Origin of the sequence: Clostridium collagenovorans DSM 3089 (assembly GCF_900130005.1) — a bacterium.
GTDB lineage: Bacteria > Bacillota > Clostridia > Clostridiales > Clostridiaceae > Clostridium_D > Clostridium_D collagenovorans.
The window spans coordinates 185,121-206,278 of record NZ_FQXP01000007.1 but is presented as its reverse complement, the minus strand read 5'-3'; the positions used below and the strand labels follow the sequence as shown (position 1 = coordinate 206,278).

Sequence of the window (21,158 nt, the reverse complement as noted above, 5' to 3'; positions counted from 1 at the left end):
AATTTATAATCCCTTTTAAAGGTATTATCAACAAGTAATTAAGATGTTATACACATAAAAGATTAAGTTATTAACATAAAATTACGAGTTATCTACATGTTATCCACATGTATATTCTTATTATATATCGAATATACAAAATCTTCAAGATTAATTAACAAAAAAATAGAGATTTTTGAAAAAAATTTTTTATATAGTAAAAAATGATTGAATAAAGACTAGATTAAAGTATAGCTACGTATATTGAGAGAATAGAAAAAAATATATTGACAACTGAACATCTGTTCGATATACTAAAGTTAATTGATGTCAGAACATAAGTTCGGGAAAGTGAAAGCCTTTTAAATTAAAGTGTTTTAATTCAATGCTCTGATAAGGCGTATGAGGGGGATGCAGATATGTGTAACGAAAATCTATATATGAGAATTAACTATGGTACAATGGATGGCAATGTAATGCCAAATAAGAGATCCTTTATAGGGAAGCAAAAGGAGAATACATCTAAATATCTATTAGCAGGTGGAGTTTATAGTAAGAATGGTGCTACAGTTATGTTTAAAGCTAATAGTGCAGAAGAAGCAAGAAATTTTGCTCAAAACAATACTATGATGAATAAAAGACTTCAGGAACTAAAGAGAGATGTTATAATACTTCCTAAATATATTTGTGAGGAGCAATAAGCATACATTAATTTTTAGGTATAAGGTTTATCGTTAACTTATGATAAGGAAATAAAATCGACATATTAAGGTTCATTTATAAGTAAAAATTACATAATGTATAGATTATAATAAGGCACGGAATGTATCTGTGTCTTTTATTTGTATTTTTTGATGAAAATATAAAAAAATATAGATAAAATAACAAAAAATATAAAAGAATCATTGAATTTTTCACATATTGATTAGATAATTAAACTATTAACATAAAAAGGTGGGGAGAATGTGAAGTATAAAAAACAAGTGGGTGTTATATCTATATTAATAATGTTAATTTTTAATTTTACAAGTGTTTTTGCGATGGATACTAAAAAAAATGAGAACTTATTAAGTGATTATAAGAATGTATTATGTATAGCATCATATCATCAGGGCTTTAAGTGGAGTGACGAGGTCATAGATTCAATTAAAGAAAAAATTTTAGGTAATAAAGATGTTAACTTAATAATAGATTATTTGGATGTTATAAGAAATAAGGATGAAGAATTTTTAGAGTGGCAATCAGATAGCTTTTATAATAAGTATAAGAATCAAAAAATCGATGCAATAATAGTTGTTAATGACCCAGCCTTTGATGTGGTTATAAAAAACAGAGATAGAATCTTTAAGGATACCCCTATTATATTTACGGCTTTAAATAGATCCAATAGACCTAGAGTTTTACAACTAGATAATGTTACGGGTATATATGAGGGGGTACAAGTAGAAAGTACTATAAACCTAGGATATAGATTTGATCCTAATTTAGAAAATGTTATTTTCATAAATGATGCAGAAAACGAATATCGGAATAATATTACTTTACCAGAGGGTGTAAATAGTATTAATATCAATGAGTCTGATATTTATAAAGTAATAAAGGAAATAAACCAATATGGCAATAATAGCATGGTGATTCCTAGTGGGAATTTATATAAGGATGGAGTTTTTGTAGATGAGGTTAAGGCAGTAGAGTACATAAGTAAACATATAAATATTCCTATGTATACATTATGGTCATATCAAATAGGACATGGTGTTGTAGGTGGAGATGTAATAACGGGTGACATGCAAGGAAATTATGCTGCAAGTATGATTTTAGATGTTCTAAATGGAAAGAATATAAATGAAATTCCAGAGAAAAATCTAGAAAGTAAGATTTATGATGAGGAAAACTCTATTTATGTTAAGAGGGAGTATTCAACACCAATAACTAGTACTTATCGCAATGCTCAGTACATAGTAGATGGAGACATGCTTAAAAAGTTTAATTTTAAAAATAAGAATTTAGATAGTAACTTTATAGTTATAAATTCTTTAATAGGCAACCCTTGGGGAGAAAAAAGAATAGAATTATTCTTACTATTGGGAATTGTTTTAGTACTAATATATTTGATAATAATTTATGCTAATAAAAACCAACGGGAAGAATTGGAACAAGATTTTTATGATAAGACAGAAAGACTATCTGTACTTATAAATTCTACTCCAGACTTAATAACATTTAAGGATGGGGAGGGAAGATGGCTAGAATGTAATAATAGTGCCAAGGAAATGCTTAATCTTAAGAGTGATGAAGATTATTTAATGAGAACTAATTTAGAACTTGCAGAAAGAGATGGGGATAGAGCTGCATATTACAGGCATTTTGAAAAGACAGATAATATAGCGTGGATGAGCAAAGAAATATTTAAGTCAGAAAGTATAATACCAGATAAGTACGGTATAGATAAGATATATGAAACAGTAAAGGTACCCTTATTTACTAAGGAGGGTAAAAGAAAAGCTTTAGTTGTACTTGGAAGAGATATAACTAGTAGAAGGTTAAGTCAAAAGAAATTAGAGCAAAGTGAAAAGCGATATGAGAATTTAATAAATACATTGCCAGGTGCTATAATAATGTATTTAAATGATACTATAATCTTTGCTAATAAAACAGCTATTGATATGCTTGGAGCTAAATCATACAAAGCATTAGTAGGGAGAAGCCTACAGGAAATTTTTTATGGAAGTTTTGATAGAAGATATTTATTTGATAAGTTGAAGTGTTTAGATCATAAGGATGGAAATGTTTTAACTGTGGAAGAAACACTTGCTAAATTCAATGGCAAAAAAATAGAGGCTAGTTTATCATTTATGTCCTTTATGGAGGATGAGAAGATAACTACAGCTGTACTAATAACAGATATAACTGAAGCTAATAGGGCTAAGGAATTACAAAGAAAAATTGATGAAAATAGCAAGTTGTTGTTTGAGGCTAGAGAGTATGACAGAATAAAAACAGAGTTTTTCTCAAATATATCACATGAATTAAGAACACCTATTAATGTAATGTTTAGTAGTGTTCAATTATTAGAATTATATAATTCTAATGGAAAAATAAAAGATGAAACGGGCACATTGGACAAGCGCTTACATGTATTAAAACAAAATTCTTATAGGCTATTGAGATTAGTAAATAATTTAATAGATATAACTAGAATAGACTCAGGTTTTTTAACTTTAAATTTAGTTAATCGTAATATTATTGAGGTTATAGAAGAGATAACTATGTCTGTAGCTGATTATATTGAGGATAAGGGATTAGAATTAATATTTGACACTAACACAGAGGAAACTATAATGGCTTTTGATCCAGAAAAAATAGAGAGGATTATACTAAATTTATTAGCCAACTCTGTTAAGTTTACAGAGAGAGGTGGTAAGATATTTGTAAATGTAACTGAGAAACAATCGAAATTAGAAATATCAATTAAAGATACAGGAATAGGAATACCTAAGGATAAGCTGGAAGTGATTTTTGATAGATTTAGACAAGTTGATAAGTCACTTACTAGAGCAAAAGAGGGAAGTGGTATTGGACTATCACTAGTAAAATCTTTAGTTAATATGCATGGTGGAAAAATAACAGTTAGCAGTGTACTAGGTAAAGGAAGCGAGTTTATAATAACTTTACCAATAAGGTTAGATGGTGATGAATTAGATCCTAACATAATAAATAGTGATGAGGATAGAGTTCAAAAAATAGGTGTAGAATTTTCTGATATATACACATAATATTAATAATAAATGGATAGAATCTTAAATGAGGGAAACCTCATTTCGTAGGGTAGATTTTTATTGGGGTAGTCAGTATCTATGATTACCTCCTTTTTATTTGTAAAAAAACAATTTAAATTTAGATTTTATAATATAATTAGAAGAGATAATATATTTTTATATAAATTCAACATGCAAGCAATTTATTTTAAATATCATTTGTATTATAATATATTAAGTTTATATAAAATATTATAATTTTATATTTTTTAGAATATGTCAATTTAATAAAGCACTATATGTGGTTTTAATGATAAAAAAAATATATAATAGAATATAGATATTTAATGTAAATTATGGTTAGGAATTAGTTTCTAATGAAATAGGAGGTGAATCTAGTATATATTAACTATATTTTTATATAGTTTAAGCTAGAAAGAGATATGAAAAAGTTAATGAGAAATGATGATTGTTGGTGCGGTAGTGGATTAAAATATAAGAAGTGTCATATGGAGCAAGATGAGTATCTGAAGAAGTTAAGTAAGGAAGTAGGATATAAAATTCCAAAGGATATCATAAAGACTCCTAATCAAATAGAAGGTATAAGAAAAAGTGGTGTTATAACACATGCAATATTAGATCTTATGGAAGAGGTTATAAAACCAGGGGTAACAACAGAGGAATTAAATAAAATTGCGCATGATTATACTATAGAACATGGTGGTATACCAGCACCATTAAATTATGGTGGTTTTCCTAAGAGTATATGTACTTCTATAAATGAGGTTGTTTGTCATGGTATACCAGAAGATAGAACCTTAAAAGATGGCGATATTATAAATGTTGATGTAACTACAATATTAGATGGGTATTATGCAGATGCTAGTAGAATGTATATTGTTGGTAATGCATCTGAGGAAGCTGTGAAATTAGTTAACGATACTAAGAAAGCTTTAGAACTTGGAATGGAACAAGTCAAGCCATTCAGTACAGTAGGTCATATAGGGCATGCTATAGAAGGCTTTGCAAATGAAAACGGATATTCAGTTGTATATGAATACGGCGGACATGGTATAGGAACGAAATTCCATGAAGAACCATTTGTAGCTCATGTTGGAGATCCAGGAGAGGGAATGATATTATTACCAGGGATGGTATTTACAATAGAGCCTATGCTTAATATAGGAAAACCTGAAACAAGGGTTTTAAGGGATGATTGGACTGCAGTTACTAGAGATGGGTCCTTGTCAGCACAATGGGAGCATACATTAGTTGTAACAGAAAGTGGTTATGAAGTTTTAACTTAAAAGTAAATATGGATATAGTATGGATATAAGACATATCCATACTATATATTTTACTTTAGGTATTATTTAGGGGGAGGAGAATATGCAGGTAATTAATTCGAAGTTTAGGACAATTAAATTGCTAGAGCATAATCCGGGAATATCATCATATTTAGTTGCAGACATTAAAAACAATAATCAAGCGTATCAGTTCAACACAATAAATGAAGAGTATATAAAGCTTGATATTATAAATAATTGTATAAATGAATTTATGAGTTTAAAAAATCTTGATACATCTGGTATGAAAAAAATCCATCACTTTGGGATAATTAACAATATAGATAATAAGAGATATAGCGAAGAAATTTATTATTATACCTCTGATTATTACGAAAATATTGAGAACATAAAAAGTATAATTTCAACCATATCCTTTGATGAAGGATTAGATATAATTATGGGAGTTTGTAAAAGTATAAATTACGTTCATTTGATGGAAAAATCTTATGGTGCTTTAAATTTACAAAATATACTTTTAAGACAGGAAGCTAATAAATATAAAGTAATATTACAGGATATAGTTACTGCAAATATAAGTAGATATTTAACAAATGATGATATAGATTATTTGTTTATACCTAAAAAACAAATAAGTAGTAGATATAAGGATATATATGGAATAGGTGTACTGATTTTATGTATTTTAAACAATGGAAATATAGATAAGGTTAAAAGCGATTTAAAGTATATACAAGAAAATAGTTCTATAGATTTTAAGGTAGATAATAATCACAAAGTTTTATATGATGTAGCATTCAAAATAATAAATCTTAGCCATAACAAAATGGATATGACTATTAATAATATAATAGATTATGTTAATTTACACCTTAGCAAGAATTACTCTAAGCTAGAAGTTGAGGAATTATCTAAGCTTAATTTTAATATTGACTTAGTAGGAAGGAAAGATATTACGGAGAGTATCTTTGAAACCTATAATAATTTTAAAAATGGTGATTATTTAGGAAAGGTTTTACTTATACATGGAAGCTCTGGAATAGGCAAGACAGCGTTACTAAGAAATATAGCGTACAAGCTTAGATTAATGAGAGGCAATGTATTTGAGTATATATCATTAAATAATAATTTAAAGGAACTATCAGATACCCCTTTAGTTGAAATATTAAAGCAAATGGTTATTCAGTCACCAAAGGAGTTAGTAGATAAATATATATATGATTTAGGTAAATTGGTACCAGGGTTAATAGGAACTAATATGGTGTCTGCAACAGGGCGAGTTAGAGAGGAAGAAAATTTAAGACTTATCACAAGAATATCCTATTTTATAAATGACTTTGCTAAAAAGCAAAGTATAGTTATAGTTATTGATAACCTTCAAAGATTAAATAAGTTGAGTTTAATGATTATAGAAAGTTTATTAAGTTTGAAAAATAGGAATATATTATTTGTTGGATCATATTCGGATAATGAATATTCAAATAATTCTAATTTTAGCAAATTATTTTTAAATAAGGAAAGTAATTTTAAAATAAAGCTTATAGAGTTAAATGGATTGAATTTAAATGAAACGAGAGAAATGATTTATAGGATAATCAATAGTAGGTCACTTAGTGATAAACTTTTAGAAAATATATATGAAAGCACTAAGGGAAACCCATTATTTATAAGTGAAATAATAAAAAACATTTTCAACAATGATATTATCAATATTAATGAGAATGGTGAATGGATTCAAAGTAGTAAGGGATATAAGCAGTATATATTTAGCAACATGGATCAAATAGTTTTAAGTCAGATTAACAATATAAATGAATATCAAAGGACTATACTTAATGATTTTTGTATATTTAAGGATAAGGTAGACGTAAACATTTTATATCATATCTGTGATTTAGAAAAACATGTTGTTGAAAATGAAATATTAAGGTTAATAGCACAAGGGATAATATACTTTGTTGAGGATGATAGGGAAAAGCAGTATAGATTTTTTAATACCTATTTAAAAGATACATTATATAAAAATATTTCATCAGAAATAAAGTGTAACAAACATTTTAAGATAGCTATAATACTAGAAGGTAAGTATTTACAAGGCGATGAAGCCGTAATAGATGAGGTAATATATCACTTTGATGGTGCTAAGGATAGAAAAAATACTGTAAAGTATCTTATGGTAAAAGCTACGAAGCTTATAGAGTTACGTAAGCATGATGAAGCTATAAAGGTTTTAAATATAGCAAATTACAAGCAAGGAGACTTTATAGATGAAGTTAAATTTGAGATATTAGCAAAGTTAGGGGAATTATATTATGGATATAATAAAATGAACTGCGCTATATCTATTTATAGTAGATTGCAAACTTATTTAAGTGAGTATTATGATAGTAAATATATGGTTGAGGCTCTTTCTATGCTTGCTAATATATATATGTGGTCAAATGAGATGGAAAAAGCTGAAGACTATATACAGGAGGCTGAGACATTAGCAGAACAAGAGGGGTATGTTGAACCATTAATAGAGATTATAACTATAAAAGCTAATCTGTATTTCTTAAGACAAAGATATAAAGAGTTACAGGATATATGTGATAAGGCTCTTGTTTTATGTGGTGATAAGTATGAGAAGCAAAAGTGTGACTTTTATAACATAAGAGGATTAAGCTTCTTAGAAAGGTCTATGTTAGATAAAAGTATAAGAGATTTTGAGGAGTGCTTAAAATTTTGTGAGCTAACTCAAAACACATCTGTTATGATAAGAGCTTTAAATAACCTAGGGGTGGTACATGGGGATTTTTATGGTGATATAGAAACGGCTATGTATTACTATAAAATAGCTAGTGATGAAAGTAAAGCATCTGGCAGTTTATCATTTCATGTGTGTTGTGAATACAATAGGGCAAGTTATTATTATATAGATAATGACATTCATGCAGCCTTGGAAATTTTAAATGGAGTTATGAACCTTGTTGAAGCAAAACTAGTGGATATGGACTTTTATTATGGGTATTTACTAGTTTGCAATGTTAATTTGAAGTGTTGCAATTACAGGGAAGCTCAAAAATATTTTAAAAGGTATTTATGTGATGCAGATGGCAAGGCTCTTGATAAGAGGAATTTAGGGGAAGTTTTTATGCAAAGAGCATATTATTATTTTTGCATGGGTGACATGGAAAATGCTCTTAAATTTATAGATGAGGCTTTAGAATATTTAAAAGTAGATAAGTCATGTATAAAGTGGCAGAGTTTAATTTACAAGGAAGTAATAAGTATAGCTCTTGGTAAAGATGTAAATGATGCTATTGAAAAAATCAAGGATACATGTAATTTTATAACTTCTATAAATCAGAAAGCATCACTTTTATCTATGGCTATCAATGAATTGATAAGTAAAGATGAATTTCATAAGGCAAGGGAACTATTTAGTTTATTAATAACCTTAGATGAAAGTAAAATAAATAAAATGAATAATGTTTGGCTACTATATCTTAAAGGTGTATTTGAAAAGGATATAAGTAAGGCCATTGATTATTTGAATAGTTGTTTAGAGACAAGCAGCGATATAGAGGTTATATCTATTAAATGGAAGGCCGCTATTCAACTTGCTAAGTACTATAGTGAAGAAAAAAGAATTAATGAGACGCATTTTTGTTATATAAATGCTTTTGAGATAATGAAGAAGGTATTAAAATATGTTCCTGATGAATATAAAGTTAGTTATGCTAAAAGAATGCCTATGCAAAGGGTGTTTGATATTTTATATAATGATAAAGAGGCTGACTTAAATAATTTAAGTGATATAAATAGGGTTTTAAGGTTAAATAATAAACATAAAATAATGCGAAACTTAGATTTCTTAAATTATACTAGAAATATATATAATGCTGATATACCAGATGAAAGTAAGGGTTTAGAGGATGTTATTTTAAATTTAGGAAGTAATGAAACTTATAATATGCATCTTATAAACTCGCATATATCATATATATCACTTGCAAGTAGGTCTATTATTTTATTCAGAAATTATGATGATAATTATGAAGTATTAGCTTGTAGTAGAAGCAATAAAGATATAAGCAATATAATACCTATACTTGAAAGGTGTGAAAATACAAAGGAAGTGGAACTTAGAAACTTAGAGGACACTTATATAAACAAGTACTTATGCATTCCTATATTAATGGAAGATAAGGATATGAGGTTATCTAAGGATAAAAGAAGTAGAAAAGGATGCTATAAGTCAGTTGTAGTTGGTCATATATATATGGAAACTGATAGGCTAATAGATAGTTTTGATAAGTATACAATTAATCAATGTAAAAAGCTATCTAAAATAATAGGTATAATCATAGATGGAATAAGGTTAAAGCATGAGTCTTCTATAGATAAGTTAACGGGAGCTTATACTAGAAAGTATTTAGAGTCTAATTTAAAACAATACTTACAGGAGTCCAAGGAAATTAACTCTTCATTATCAATTGTTATGGTTGACCTCGATAGGTTTAGAAATATAAATGATACTTATGGACATCAAGCTGGCGACAAAGCGTTGCATAATTTAAGCAGACTAGTACTTGATAATATAAGATATACGGATACTCTAGGCAGATATGGTGGAGAAGAATTTGTAATAATACTTCCTAATACTAATGCTGAGGAAGCATATATAGTAGCTGAAAAATTAAGACGTAAGATAGCAAGTTCTAATATTTTAAGCATTAAGCAAAGAGTTACTTGCAGTATGGGAATAGCATCATATCCAGAGCATGGATTATGGATGAATGAACTTTTTAGTAAAGCAGATAAGGCTTTATATTTAGCTAAGGAGCAAGGGAGAAACAAAACCTTAGTATGGAAAGAAGAGTATGATAAAAGAGCTAAAAGAGCTAATAAGTTTTCAGGGATAATAACTGATAATAAGCAAGTAAATGAAAATAATATGCAGACATTAGTTGAACTACTTAACTTACCATATGATATAGAGGATAAAAATGAGAGGCTAGTTGCATTTTTAGATAAGGTATTAGAAAGAGTTGAGGGAGAAACTATAACCTACTTTAGAGTTAGAGATAAAAAAATAGATCAGGTCATGAGTAGAAACAATAAAAAAGGTTATAGCTTAGGAATACAATTTGACCAAAACTTAATTATTAATGCCTTAGAAAAAGGAGAAGGTACTTACACTATAGATTGGAATAACGTAAGTAATACTGATAAGTTAAGTGGAGTTCCATTATGGAAATCTATAATGCTAGTTCCTATAAAAACATTAAGTAACTCAATCACAGCTATACTATATTTAACTGTTGATATAAAGGATAAAGAGTTTAACTTTGAAGATTTTAATCTTGTTCAACTTTTAAGTAGGTTGTTACATGGAATTGGATAAAATATTTTAGTACTTTAATTCCTATTACTAAATACTATATTTAGTAATAGGAATTTTTTTTGAGGTAGAAATGTCAAAGCATAAAAAGAAAAATAAGAATGAATCAAAATCTAAAAAGTTAAAATTTTATTTTGGGATACCGCATAGTCATACAGCTTATTCAAGTGGCAAAGGAACTCCATATGAGGCATATAAGTATGCTAGGAAAAAGGGACTAGACTATTTAGTAATAACAGATCACTGTAAACCATTAAGAGGTAAGATTAAAGAAAGTGAGTGTAAAAAGTTTAATTATGATAAGAATGATACTAGATGGGTTGCAACGCAAAATGAGGCTGATGAAAAGAATAAGAAAGACTTCCTAGCCTTAAGTGGTTATGAGATTAGTACAGATTATTTTGGACATATGAATGTATATAATTGCGAGGAAGTTGTTCATGGAAAATATAAAAGTAAGAATTGTATTTTAAAGTGGTGTGAAGAACATCCCGAAAGTATATTATGTATAAATCATCCAAGTAATAAGGTAACAAAATTACCTTATAGTGATGAACTTAATAAATATATAAACTTTGTTGAAGTTGGAAATGGTATAGAACCTTATAAATATATAAGACGAGAAAAAATATACTATGAACTACTAGATAAAGGATGGGAGATAGGTGCTTTAAATGGACAAGATAATCATAAAGCTAACTGGGGAGATACAGAAAATTTAACAGTAGTTTTAATGTATAAAATTAATAAAAATGATTTCATAAAAGCTTTGAAAAATAGGAATACCTATTCCACAGAAAGCAAGAATTTAAGATTGTATTTTACCATTAATAATAATCTCATGGGGAGCATAATTAACATTAAAGAGGATGAAAAATTAGAGTTTTATATAAGCATAGAAGATAAAAAATGTGATATAATCAAAATAGAAATAATAAGTAATAATTCAATAATTATAAAAACTATCACTGTAAATGGAAAAGGGTTTCGAGAAAAGTTTTTCATAAATCAAGAGTGTTCAAAAAATTGGTATGTTGTTAGAGTGACTCAAAATAGTAATAAGATTGCAATTTCTTCACCTATATTTGTATATAGGGTCAATTAAAGTCTTAAACTTATCCAAAGAAAATATAAAAATTGAATAATTAAGATTTGTAAAAGAAAAGCTAAAGAGACAGAAAAAATTTAAGTGATTTAGGTAAGGTAATATGAGAATATATGTACAGTATATAAGGGCATACTATATAAGTATAAGAAATAGTTAGTAAAAATGATATTAAGAAGATATTAATATGATTTTCATTAGTTTTTACACAAATATATAAATTGCATTTAGAGTTAGTTTATAGTTAATATAGTATAATATACATTAGTTTATTTTGGTATAATCACATGATAAAATCTGATTTATGTAATTCTAATTTGTGTTTAATTTTAGGGGATAGTATATGAGATTAAAGTTAACTTAAGATAAATAAAGCTTTAATTTATGCTAGTAACAAGATTACAAAACAAAAAACATTATTTTATAAAAGATTTAGTCTAAGATAACGATATCTTAAAATAATGTTAATAATAAAGGGAGGATAAAAAATGTCATCAAAATCACTAAGTAATTTACATGGGTTTAAACTTATTGAAGAAAGAGAAATTAAAGAGCTAAATGGAGTTGCAAGGCTTTTCGAACATGAGAAAAGTGGAGCAAGGCTTGTAAATATAAAAAATGACGACGATAATAAGGTGTTTTCTATATCTTTTAGAACACCACCAGAGGATAATACAGGAGTACCTCATATTCTTGAGCACTCAGTACTTTGTGGGTCTAGAAAATTTCCTACTAAGGAACCCTTTGTAGAACTTATAAAAGGATCATTAAATACTTTCTTGAATGCTATGACATTTCCAGATAAAACAATGTATCCTATAGCAAGTAGAAATGAAAAAGACTTCTTCAACTTAATGGATGTTTATTTAGATGCTGTTTTATATCCTAATCTTTATAATACTCCAGAAATATTAATGCAAGAGGGATGGCACTATGATTTAGAAGATAAGAATAAAGATTTATCATATAAAGGTGTTGTTTATAATGAAATGCAGGGTGCTTTTTCATCTCCTGAGGGAGTTTTAATGAGAAAGATACAAGAATCTTTATTCAAAGATACTATATATAATTTTGAATCAGGTGGAGATCCAGATTTTATTCCAGATCTAACACAAAAGGATTTTGTTGCTTTTCATAAAAAATACTATCATCCATCAAATAGCTATATATTCTTATACGGTAATGGAGATATAGAAAAGGAATTAGAATTTATAGATGAAAAATACTTAAGAGACTTTGATAGAATAACTGTAAACTCAGAAATAAATGTTCAAAAACCATATGATAAGATGCAAGAAATAACTCATACTTACTCTATTTCTAAGGATGAGGATGATAAGGATAAGACTTTCTTAAGCTTAAACTTTGCTGTAGGAAGATCTACTGATCCAGAGTTATACCTAGCGTTTTCAATTTTAGAATATTTACTTATGGATAATGCAGCTGCACCTATAAGAAAGGCTCTTATATCAGCAGGTGTAGGTAAAGATATATTTGGAATGTACGATAACTCTATAATTCAACCTAGCTTTAGTGTAGTTGTTAAGGGTGCTAATGAATCAGATCAAACTAGATTTAAAGATATAGTTATGAATACCTTAAGAAAGTTAGTTAAAGAAGGAATAGATAAAAAGCTTATAGAAGCTTGCATAAATATAAATGAATTCAGATTAAGAGAGGCAGAAACAGGTGGCTATCCAAAGGGATTAATTTATAACATGAATATGTTAGATAGTTGGTTACATGAGGGAGATCCATTTGTACACTTACAATTTGAAGAGACTTTAACTAAGATAAAATCAGCATTAACAACTAATTATTTTGAGAAATTAATTGAGAAGTATATGTTAAATAATCCTCATAGCACTATGTTAGTTTTGAAACCAGAAAAAGGTTTAGCTGATAAGAAGGAGAAAGAGTTAAAGAAAAAATTAAAGGAAATCAAAAAGAGCTTAACTGATTATCAACTAGATGAAATAGTAGCTCAAACTAAGAAATTAAAAGAAAGACAGATGACACCTGATACAGAGGAAAATTTAGAGACTATACCTTTATTGTCTTTAGAAGATATAGAGAAAAAGGCAGAATCTATTCCTCAAGAAGTGAAATCTATTAATAAAACAAAGGTTTTACATCAAGATATATTTACAAATAAAATAGCTTATGTAGATTTTGTTTTTGATACTGCAACTGTAGAAGAAGATTTAATACCGTATATTACTTTACTAAGTAGACTTATAGGAAAAGTAGATACTGAATCTCATAATTACAGTGATTTATCTAATGAGATTAACATTAATACAGGAGGAATTTACTTAGCACCTCAAGCTTATGCGGATGTTAATAAATCCTTTGTAGTTCATAAGAAAATGTTAGTTAAGGCAAAGGCATTATCACATAAGATACCTGAAATGATGCAATTAATAGCTGAGATTATAGGAACATCTAAATTTGATGATAAGGCTAGAATAAAAGAAATAATACAAGAAACTAAATCCAGAATAGAAATGACTATTTTTGATAGAGGTCATAGTGTTACTGCTAATAGATTAGCCTCTTACTTCTCACCTAGTGGAAGTTATGTAGATAAGTTAGAAGGATTATCTTTCTATAATTTTATAGCAGATTTAGATAAAAACTTAGATGAAAAATTTGATGATATCAAATTTAACTTAGAAAGATTAAGTAAAGTAATATTCAATAAAGTTAATATGATAATAAATATTACTAGTGAGCAAGAAGAGTATGACGCAGTAATTAAGAATATGGATGAGGTTTTTGAGGTTTTAACAACTCAAACTTTACCTACTATAATTTATAAGTTTGCAGCTGAAAGAAAGAATGAAGGGCTCCTTACACCAGGTAATGTTCAATATGTTGCAGAAGGATTTAACTTTATAAGTTTAGGATATAAATATAGTGGAAAATTAAAAGTCATGAAAACTATAATAAGCTTAGATTACCTATGGAATAAGGTAAGAGTTCAAGGTGGAGCTTATGGTTGCATGGTTAGTATAACTAGAGGCGGAAACATGGTATTTGTTTCTTATAGAGATCCAAATATAAAAGAAACTTTAGGAGCTTATGATAGTGCTTATGAGTATTTACAAAATTTCAAATGCTCCAGTAGAGAAATGATTAAGTATATCATAGGAACAATTAGTGATTTAGATAGTCCTTTAACAGCATCTAGAAAAGGTGATGAGGCATTATCTAACTATATAAGAGGTTTAACTAAAAATCAAATTCAAAGAGAAAGAGATGAAGTGTTAAACATCAAGGAAGAGGATATAAGGGAATTAGCATCTGTAGTTAAAAATGTAATGGATCAAAAGTATTATGCAGTAATGGGTAATGAAAATAAGATTACAGATAACAAAGAAATGTTTAATAATATAATTACTGTATTTAAATAAGCATTTTCTTTAAAAATAGACCAATGTAAAGAGAATATTTTACGTTAGGGTTAAAAGAATTACTAAGGAAATAGGTTTTAGTAATATATAAAAATAGATAAATATTTCAACAATAATTTAAAAAATAAATAATTATTAGCATAGAGAATTATTATTACATTAAATGAATAATAATTCTCTGTTTTTATATATAAAGTAAGTTATAGAAAATTTATTTCTTGAAAAAATAAAGAATTAGTAATACAATTAATTAAAGTTATAGTAGAAATATAAGGATAATAATTCATATTTATCCTATAAAACTCATCAATTCAAAAGCAATATAAACAGAAGAGATTTCATAAATATAAAGCTATTGAGGAGAATTTTAGAACTTAAATGTTATTAAAGATATAAAATCTATTAAAATTTAATAATTATTATACATTAGTTACAAGGTATATTTAAATTAAGATATAATTGTCATGCCTTCTATTTAATCAATTATTTAAATAAATTTCTTAGTTTACCCAATACCTTTTTAGTTAAATATATACATAAATCTAATTATATAATACAATTAAATAAAGATTTCTCAAATATATTTGAATACGTTAAAGTTTAGATGCTTAGTTAATTATAGTTGTAATTAGTTAAATTTGATTATTTTAAAACGGGGTTAAAAAAAGTAGGAATAAATATATATAACTCATGAAGAAAAAGTTTAGGACGGGCTTTGATTTATTAGGAGGGAAAATAATGATATATGATGTTTATCTAGTAAATGACTATAAGGTTAAAGAGGGAAAACTATTAGGTTTTGAACCACTAGATATGAATTTTAAGTATTCTGTAAAATTAATATGTAGAGATACAATAGTAGAAAAAATAAGTGGTATTGATGTAGAGCCAACTACAATAAAGACATATAATTTACAATATAATTATGGTCCAGTAGGAAGTGTAGAAGTGATATGTGCTCTTGATAGAGAAAAAGCTATTAATTCATACAATAAGTTTAGACGTTTTAAGTTAAAAAATAAAAACGCAATACTTAACTTACCTCAATTTGTAGACTTTGCAAATAAAAATGAATTTACCTATAAAGAAGAGATAGAAGAAGAGGTTTTTAAGCAAAATAATATTTGTAAGAAGTAAATACATAATATAGAATGGACATAAAGAATTACTAATTGCTTTAACGTGTGACGTAAAGTCTTATATTTCAAGAAGTTTATAAGCTTAGGAATAGTGAATTGAGTTAATCTCAAGGCAACATTTCTGAGCTTTTTCTATTTTTGAAAATAAAGAACTGAGATATATGTACTAAATAATCTTCATTTTATTTAGATATAATGTTAATTATAAAATAGAGATAAGGTTAATTGTAAAATAAATCTAATTCTTAATATAAGATAGAACATTAATTAAAGCTTATATAATTCACAGTATATACTAAGACTAATTAGAAATAAGATTAAAATTTAAATAGTATATGGCATAATAGAAAAGATAAATTTAAAGGTGTATAATAAAGGTAATATTGTAAATTAAAATATTTAAAGTTTATATTAATTAATAAGCTAAAAGGATATACTACAAATTAGGATTTGAAATTATAAGTATAGAAGAGGTGAGAGAAGATGATTGCTGAAATTTTATGTGTTGGAACAGAATTGTTACTAGGAGATATAGTTAACACTAATGCTCAGTATTTATCTAAAAGGTTAGCGGAAATAGGAGTATCTGTTTATCATCAAACTGTGGTAGGAGATAACGAAGAAAGAGTTAAGGAAGCTTATGATTTAGCTTTTAGTAGAGCTGATATAGTAATCAATACAGGTGGACTTGGACCAACTAAAGATGATTTAACTAAAGAAATGGCTTGTGCATATTTTAATAAGAAATTAGTATTGCATGAAGATATTTTAGAAAATCTTGAAAAGTGCTTTGAAAAGATGAATAAGCCAATGCCTCCTAATAATAAGAAGCAAGCTTATTTTCCAGAGGGTGGGATAATGATTCCTAACCATAATGGTACAGCACCAGGATGTATTATAAATGAAAACAACAAGATAGTTGTTTTATTGCCAGGACCTCCGACAGAAATGAAACCTATGTTTGAGGAAACTGTAGTACCTTATTTATCTAAGTTTAGTGATGGAGTACTGCATTCAAAGGTTCTTAGAATAATGGGTATAGGAGAAAGTGGAGCAGAAGAGAAGATAAAAGATATAATAGAAAGTCAAAAGAATCCTACCATAGCACCTTACGCTAAAAGTGGAGAAATGATTTTTAGAATAACAAGTAAGGGAAAAGATTTAGAAGAAGCTAAGAAGCTTATTGAACCAATGGAAAGTGAATTAAGAAAGAGATTTGGTGAAGATATCTATGGTGAGGGTGAAGAAACAAGTATAGAAGAAGTTGTTGCTAAACTTCTATTAGAAAAACATCTTACTATTGCTACAGCTGAATCATGTACTGGAGGAATGGTAGCTGCAAGACTTATAAACTATCCAGGAATATCAGAGGTATTTATGGATGGAGCAGTAACTTATAGTAATGAAGCAAAAATGAATAGATTAGGTGTTAAAAAAGAAACTCTAGATAATTATGGCGCTGTTAGTCCTCAGGTTGCTGAAGAAATGGCATTAGGAATTGCTAAAACATCTAATACTAATGTAGGAATATCAACTACTGGAATTGCAGGACCAGGTGGTGGAAGTGAAGAAAAACCAGTTGGGCTTGTGTATATTGCTGTTGCTATTAATGGTAAGGTTATAAATAAAAAACTTAATATTAATGGAACAAGAGAATATATAAGAATTAGAGCTACATTATGCTTACTAGATGCTTTAAGAAGAGAGTTACTACATTTATCTTAAATAAGAATTGTGAAAATTAATAGTAAGAGAATATACTTTACTTAATCATATAGATTTTTATTAACATCTATATTTACCTTTAAATTGTAGATAAAGTTAAGTATAATGAAAATCCTTTACTAGAAAATATATAAACAAAAAATAACATGGGGCTGTAGCATTAAAGAATTTACATACAATATGTTGTAGGGATTATTCTTAGTGCCACAGCCCTTACTTTAATTAAAACATAGAGAAATAAGAACAATTAAAAAATATAAAATAATTAAAAACAATTCTCTATAAAAGATATAAAAATGAATTTTTGCAATAAATATTATGTTTGAATAATTATTCTTAATAAGAATATATATTCAAAACTTAAAAAAACATTACATAAATTTGAAAATACAAAAATCAACAAATAATATAAGTATATAGACAAATTAAATTCAATAAAATGGTATAAAAACCATAAATATAAACAATTATAATGAAATTAAAAGTTATTTTATAAGATAAATTGAATAAGTTTTCATAAGTATTTATTTTATCTATAGACTAATAATTATCTATAGATAAAACAAATTCAAAATATTAAGAAAAATATGTTATAATTTCAGAGGTTAAAAAATTAATTTACAGGGGAGAAAATTTAAATGAAAAAGACAAGTAAAATTTTAAGTATTGTTATGTCAACAGTTCTAGCTTTTTCTTTAACAGCATGTGGTAAGCCAAAGGTAGATGAAAAAGCTCCAAAGGCAGAAGAAAAAATCGAAGGAACTTTAAAAATTGTTACGACATCAGAAGAGTATAAACCTTTATTTGATAAATTCACAAACGAGACAGGAGTAAAGGTTGAATTCTTATCAATGTCTTCAGGAGAGGTTCTTTCAAGAACTAAGGCTGAAGGTAATAAACCAATGGGAGATGTTTGGTTTGGAGGCGGTATAGATGCTTTCATGCAAGCTAAGGAAGAGGGTTTATTAGAGCAATGTAACTTTGAAGGTTCAGATAAAATTGTAGAACCATTTAAAGATAAAGAAAACTACTGGTTCAGTAAGGGATTAACTATTGTTGGGTTCATTGCTAACAATGATATTTTAAAAGAAAAGAACTTAGAAGCTCCTAAGTCATGGAATGACTTAACAGATCCTAAGTACAAAGATGAAATCTTAATGTCTAATCCAGCAGTTTCAGGAACTAATTATGCAGTTGTTAACTCTTTACTTCAAAACAAGGGTGAAGAAGCTGGTTGGAAGTACTTTGAGGAATTAAATAAGAATATTCCTTACTACTCTAAGAGAGGAAAAGATCCTAACCAAAAAACTGCAGCTGGTGAAGTTGCTATAGGTATTACTTACTTAGATAATAGTGTTGAAAAATTAAAAGAAGAGAAAAATGTAAGCATTATATATCCAGAAGATGGTATTCCATGGATGCCAGATGGAGTTGCAGTATTTAAAAATGCTAGTAACACACCTGCAGCTAAGAAGTTTGTATCTTGGTTATATGAAGATGAAAACTTAAGAGAGCTTGCAAAATTAGATGGAAAAGATACAGTTAAATTTATAAAGCCAAGTCTTGAGGGTGTTGAACTTACAGTATCAAAAGATAAGCTTTTAAAACAAGATTTATCTCTATTTGGTAAGGATAGAGAAGCTGTATTAGCTAAATGGTCTAAGATGGTTGGAGAAAAAGGTGAATCAAAATAATACATGTAAAAAAAAGGTATCTAAATTAGATACCTTTTTTGATAACTTTTTTGAGAAGGCCTTATTTATAACAGTAGTAGTTTTAATACTTATATTTATATTATGGCCTATATTTTCAGTAATCAAGGAAAGTTTCTTACCAAGCGGAACCTTGAGTTTAGATACATATAAGAATCTGTTAAGTAATAATAAAAGAATTATAAACAATAGTATTTTTGTTGGAGTGCTTACAACGATATTTTCAACTATACTATCAGTCTTTATTTCAATATATACTAGCTTTAGTAATAGTAAGATAAAAAAGATTTTGATTTTAATTTTAATGATAACTATGATATCACCACCATTTGTATCTTCTTTAGCATACATAAATCTATTTGGAAGAAGAGGCTTTATAACACATCACTTATTAAAGTTAACTTTAAATCCATATGGCTGGGTTGGTATAGTAATAATGCAAACTATATCTAATGTGTCCTTAAATAGTTTACTTCTAACTGGAATAATAGAAGGTGTAGATAAAAATCTATTAATGGCATCACAGGATTTAGGTTCTTCTCCAAGTTATGCTATTAGAAAGGTACTAGTACCTGTAATGGTTCCAGGTATAGTTGTATGTGCCTTACTTACATTTATTAGATCTTTATCGGACTTTGGAACACCTATGGTTATTGGTGGTTCCTTTGATGTACTAGCTACTGAGGTCTATATGAAAATTATAGCAAGTTCAGATTTACCAATGGCATCAGCTATGAGCGTATTAATTTTAATACCATCCTTAGTAGCGTTTTTAGTATACAGAGTGTACATGAAGAACTTTAACTTAAAGCTTTCAGGAAATAATAAGATAACATCTTCTGATGCAGAATTTAAGCTAAAGGGATTTTTAAATGTGGCATTAAGTAGTGTAACAATTTTTTATATAGTAGTTATGTTACTTCAATATTTAAGTATTTTCATATCCTCAATATCGAAGTATAGTTATGGAAAATTTATGTTTACAGCTGAACACTATGTAAAGCTAAATAATTATAGTGCAGATTGTTTTGTAAGAAGTGTAGTATATTCCTTAATTACAGGAGTACTTGGAAGTATACTAGGTATGATAATAGCTTATTTCACTGAGCGTAGAAACATAAAGGGAATGAAAACAGTAGATTTTATATCAACATTGCCTTATATAATACCAGGAATATTCTTTGGTATAGGATATATTCTAGCCTTTAATGATCCTCCTTTAGAGTTAACGGGAACTGTAGCTATAGTTGTTTTAAACTGTATATTTAAACAGATGCCAATGACAACAAAGGCGAGTAGTGCTGTTATATCTCAAATAAATGGAGATATAGAACATGCAGCAAGGGACTTAGGGGCAAAGAATATATACGTTATAAAGGACATTATAATTCCTAACTTAAAGACTGCTTTTGTAGTGGGATTTATAAATAACTTTACAGCAACTATGACTACTGTTGGAGCTATAATTTTCTTAGTATATCCAGGACAGAAGGTTGCTACTTTAGAGATGTTTGATGCAATACAGACAGGAAATTATGGTGTAGGAGCAGCAATTGCAACTATAATAATATTAATAACTTTAATTGTTAATCTTGTGGTTTCTAAATTGATTTTAAGAGAAAAGAGGTAGA

General features: G+C 27.6%; 10 protein-coding genes. All 10 read left to right on the top strand.

Translation table 11 applies throughout. The annotated features are described in order from the left end of the window. The first annotated feature begins 398 nt into the window (after positions 1-398). The 10 genes from BUA48_RS10345 to BUA48_RS10300 all read left to right on the top strand — a co-directional run bounded on the left by BUA48_RS10345 (position 399) and on the right by BUA48_RS10300 (position 21,157). Positions 399-680 (top strand): hypothetical protein, encoded by a 282-nt coding sequence (locus BUA48_RS10345; RefSeq protein WP_072831985.1) that lies wholly within the window; start codon positions 399-401, stop codon positions 678-680. A 264-nt stretch (positions 681-944) separates the two neighbouring features. Beyond that, a complete protein-coding gene (locus BUA48_RS15290) occupies positions 945-3,755 on the top strand; it encodes an ATP-binding protein (protein ID WP_084666245.1) in 2,811 nt (936 codons plus the stop codon). 425 nt (positions 3,756-4,180) lie between these two features. After that, a complete protein-coding gene (locus BUA48_RS10335) occupies positions 4,181-5,044 on the top strand; it encodes a methionyl aminopeptidase (protein ID WP_072831984.1) in 864 nt (287 codons plus the stop codon). 82 nt (positions 5,045-5,126) lie between these two features. Beyond that, positions 5,127-10,433 (top strand): diguanylate cyclase, encoded by a 5,307-nt coding sequence (locus BUA48_RS10330; RefSeq protein WP_072831983.1) that lies wholly within the window; start codon positions 5,127-5,129, stop codon positions 10,431-10,433. A 70-nt stretch (positions 10,434-10,503) separates the two neighbouring features. Further along, positions 10,504-11,535, top strand: coding sequence for a CehA/McbA family metallohydrolase (locus BUA48_RS10325; protein ID WP_072831982.1), 1,032 nt, complete (start codon positions 10,504-10,506; stop codon positions 11,533-11,535). 488 nt (positions 11,536-12,023) lie between these two features. Further along, positions 12,024-14,951: an insulinase family protein gene (locus tag BUA48_RS10320; RefSeq protein WP_072831981.1), complete on the top strand. Its 2,928-nt coding sequence runs from the start codon at positions 12,024-12,026 to the stop codon at positions 14,949-14,951. A 738-nt stretch (positions 14,952-15,689) separates the two neighbouring features. Next, positions 15,690-16,088 carry a hypothetical protein gene (locus BUA48_RS10315; RefSeq protein WP_072831980.1) on the top strand — a complete coding sequence of 133 codons (399 nt, stop codon included), beginning with the start codon at positions 15,690-15,692 and terminating at the stop codon, positions 16,086-16,088. 485 nt (positions 16,089-16,573) lie between these two features. Further along, a complete protein-coding gene (locus tag BUA48_RS10310) occupies positions 16,574-17,815 on the top strand; it encodes a competence/damage-inducible protein A (RefSeq protein WP_072831979.1) in 1,242 nt (413 codons plus the stop codon). A gap of 638 nt (positions 17,816-18,453) precedes the next feature. Next, on the top strand, positions 18,454-19,509 hold the full coding sequence (locus BUA48_RS10305) for an ABC transporter substrate-binding protein (protein WP_072831978.1): 1,056 nt from the start codon (positions 18,454-18,456) through the stop codon (positions 19,507-19,509). Continuing rightward, entirely contained in the window at positions 19,496-21,157 is a 1,662-nt protein-coding gene (locus BUA48_RS10300) for an ABC transporter permease (RefSeq protein WP_072831977.1), read from the top strand. Before BUA48_RS10305 ends, BUA48_RS10300 begins: the two co-directional genes overlap by 14 nt. Position 21,158 lies beyond the last annotated feature (1 nt).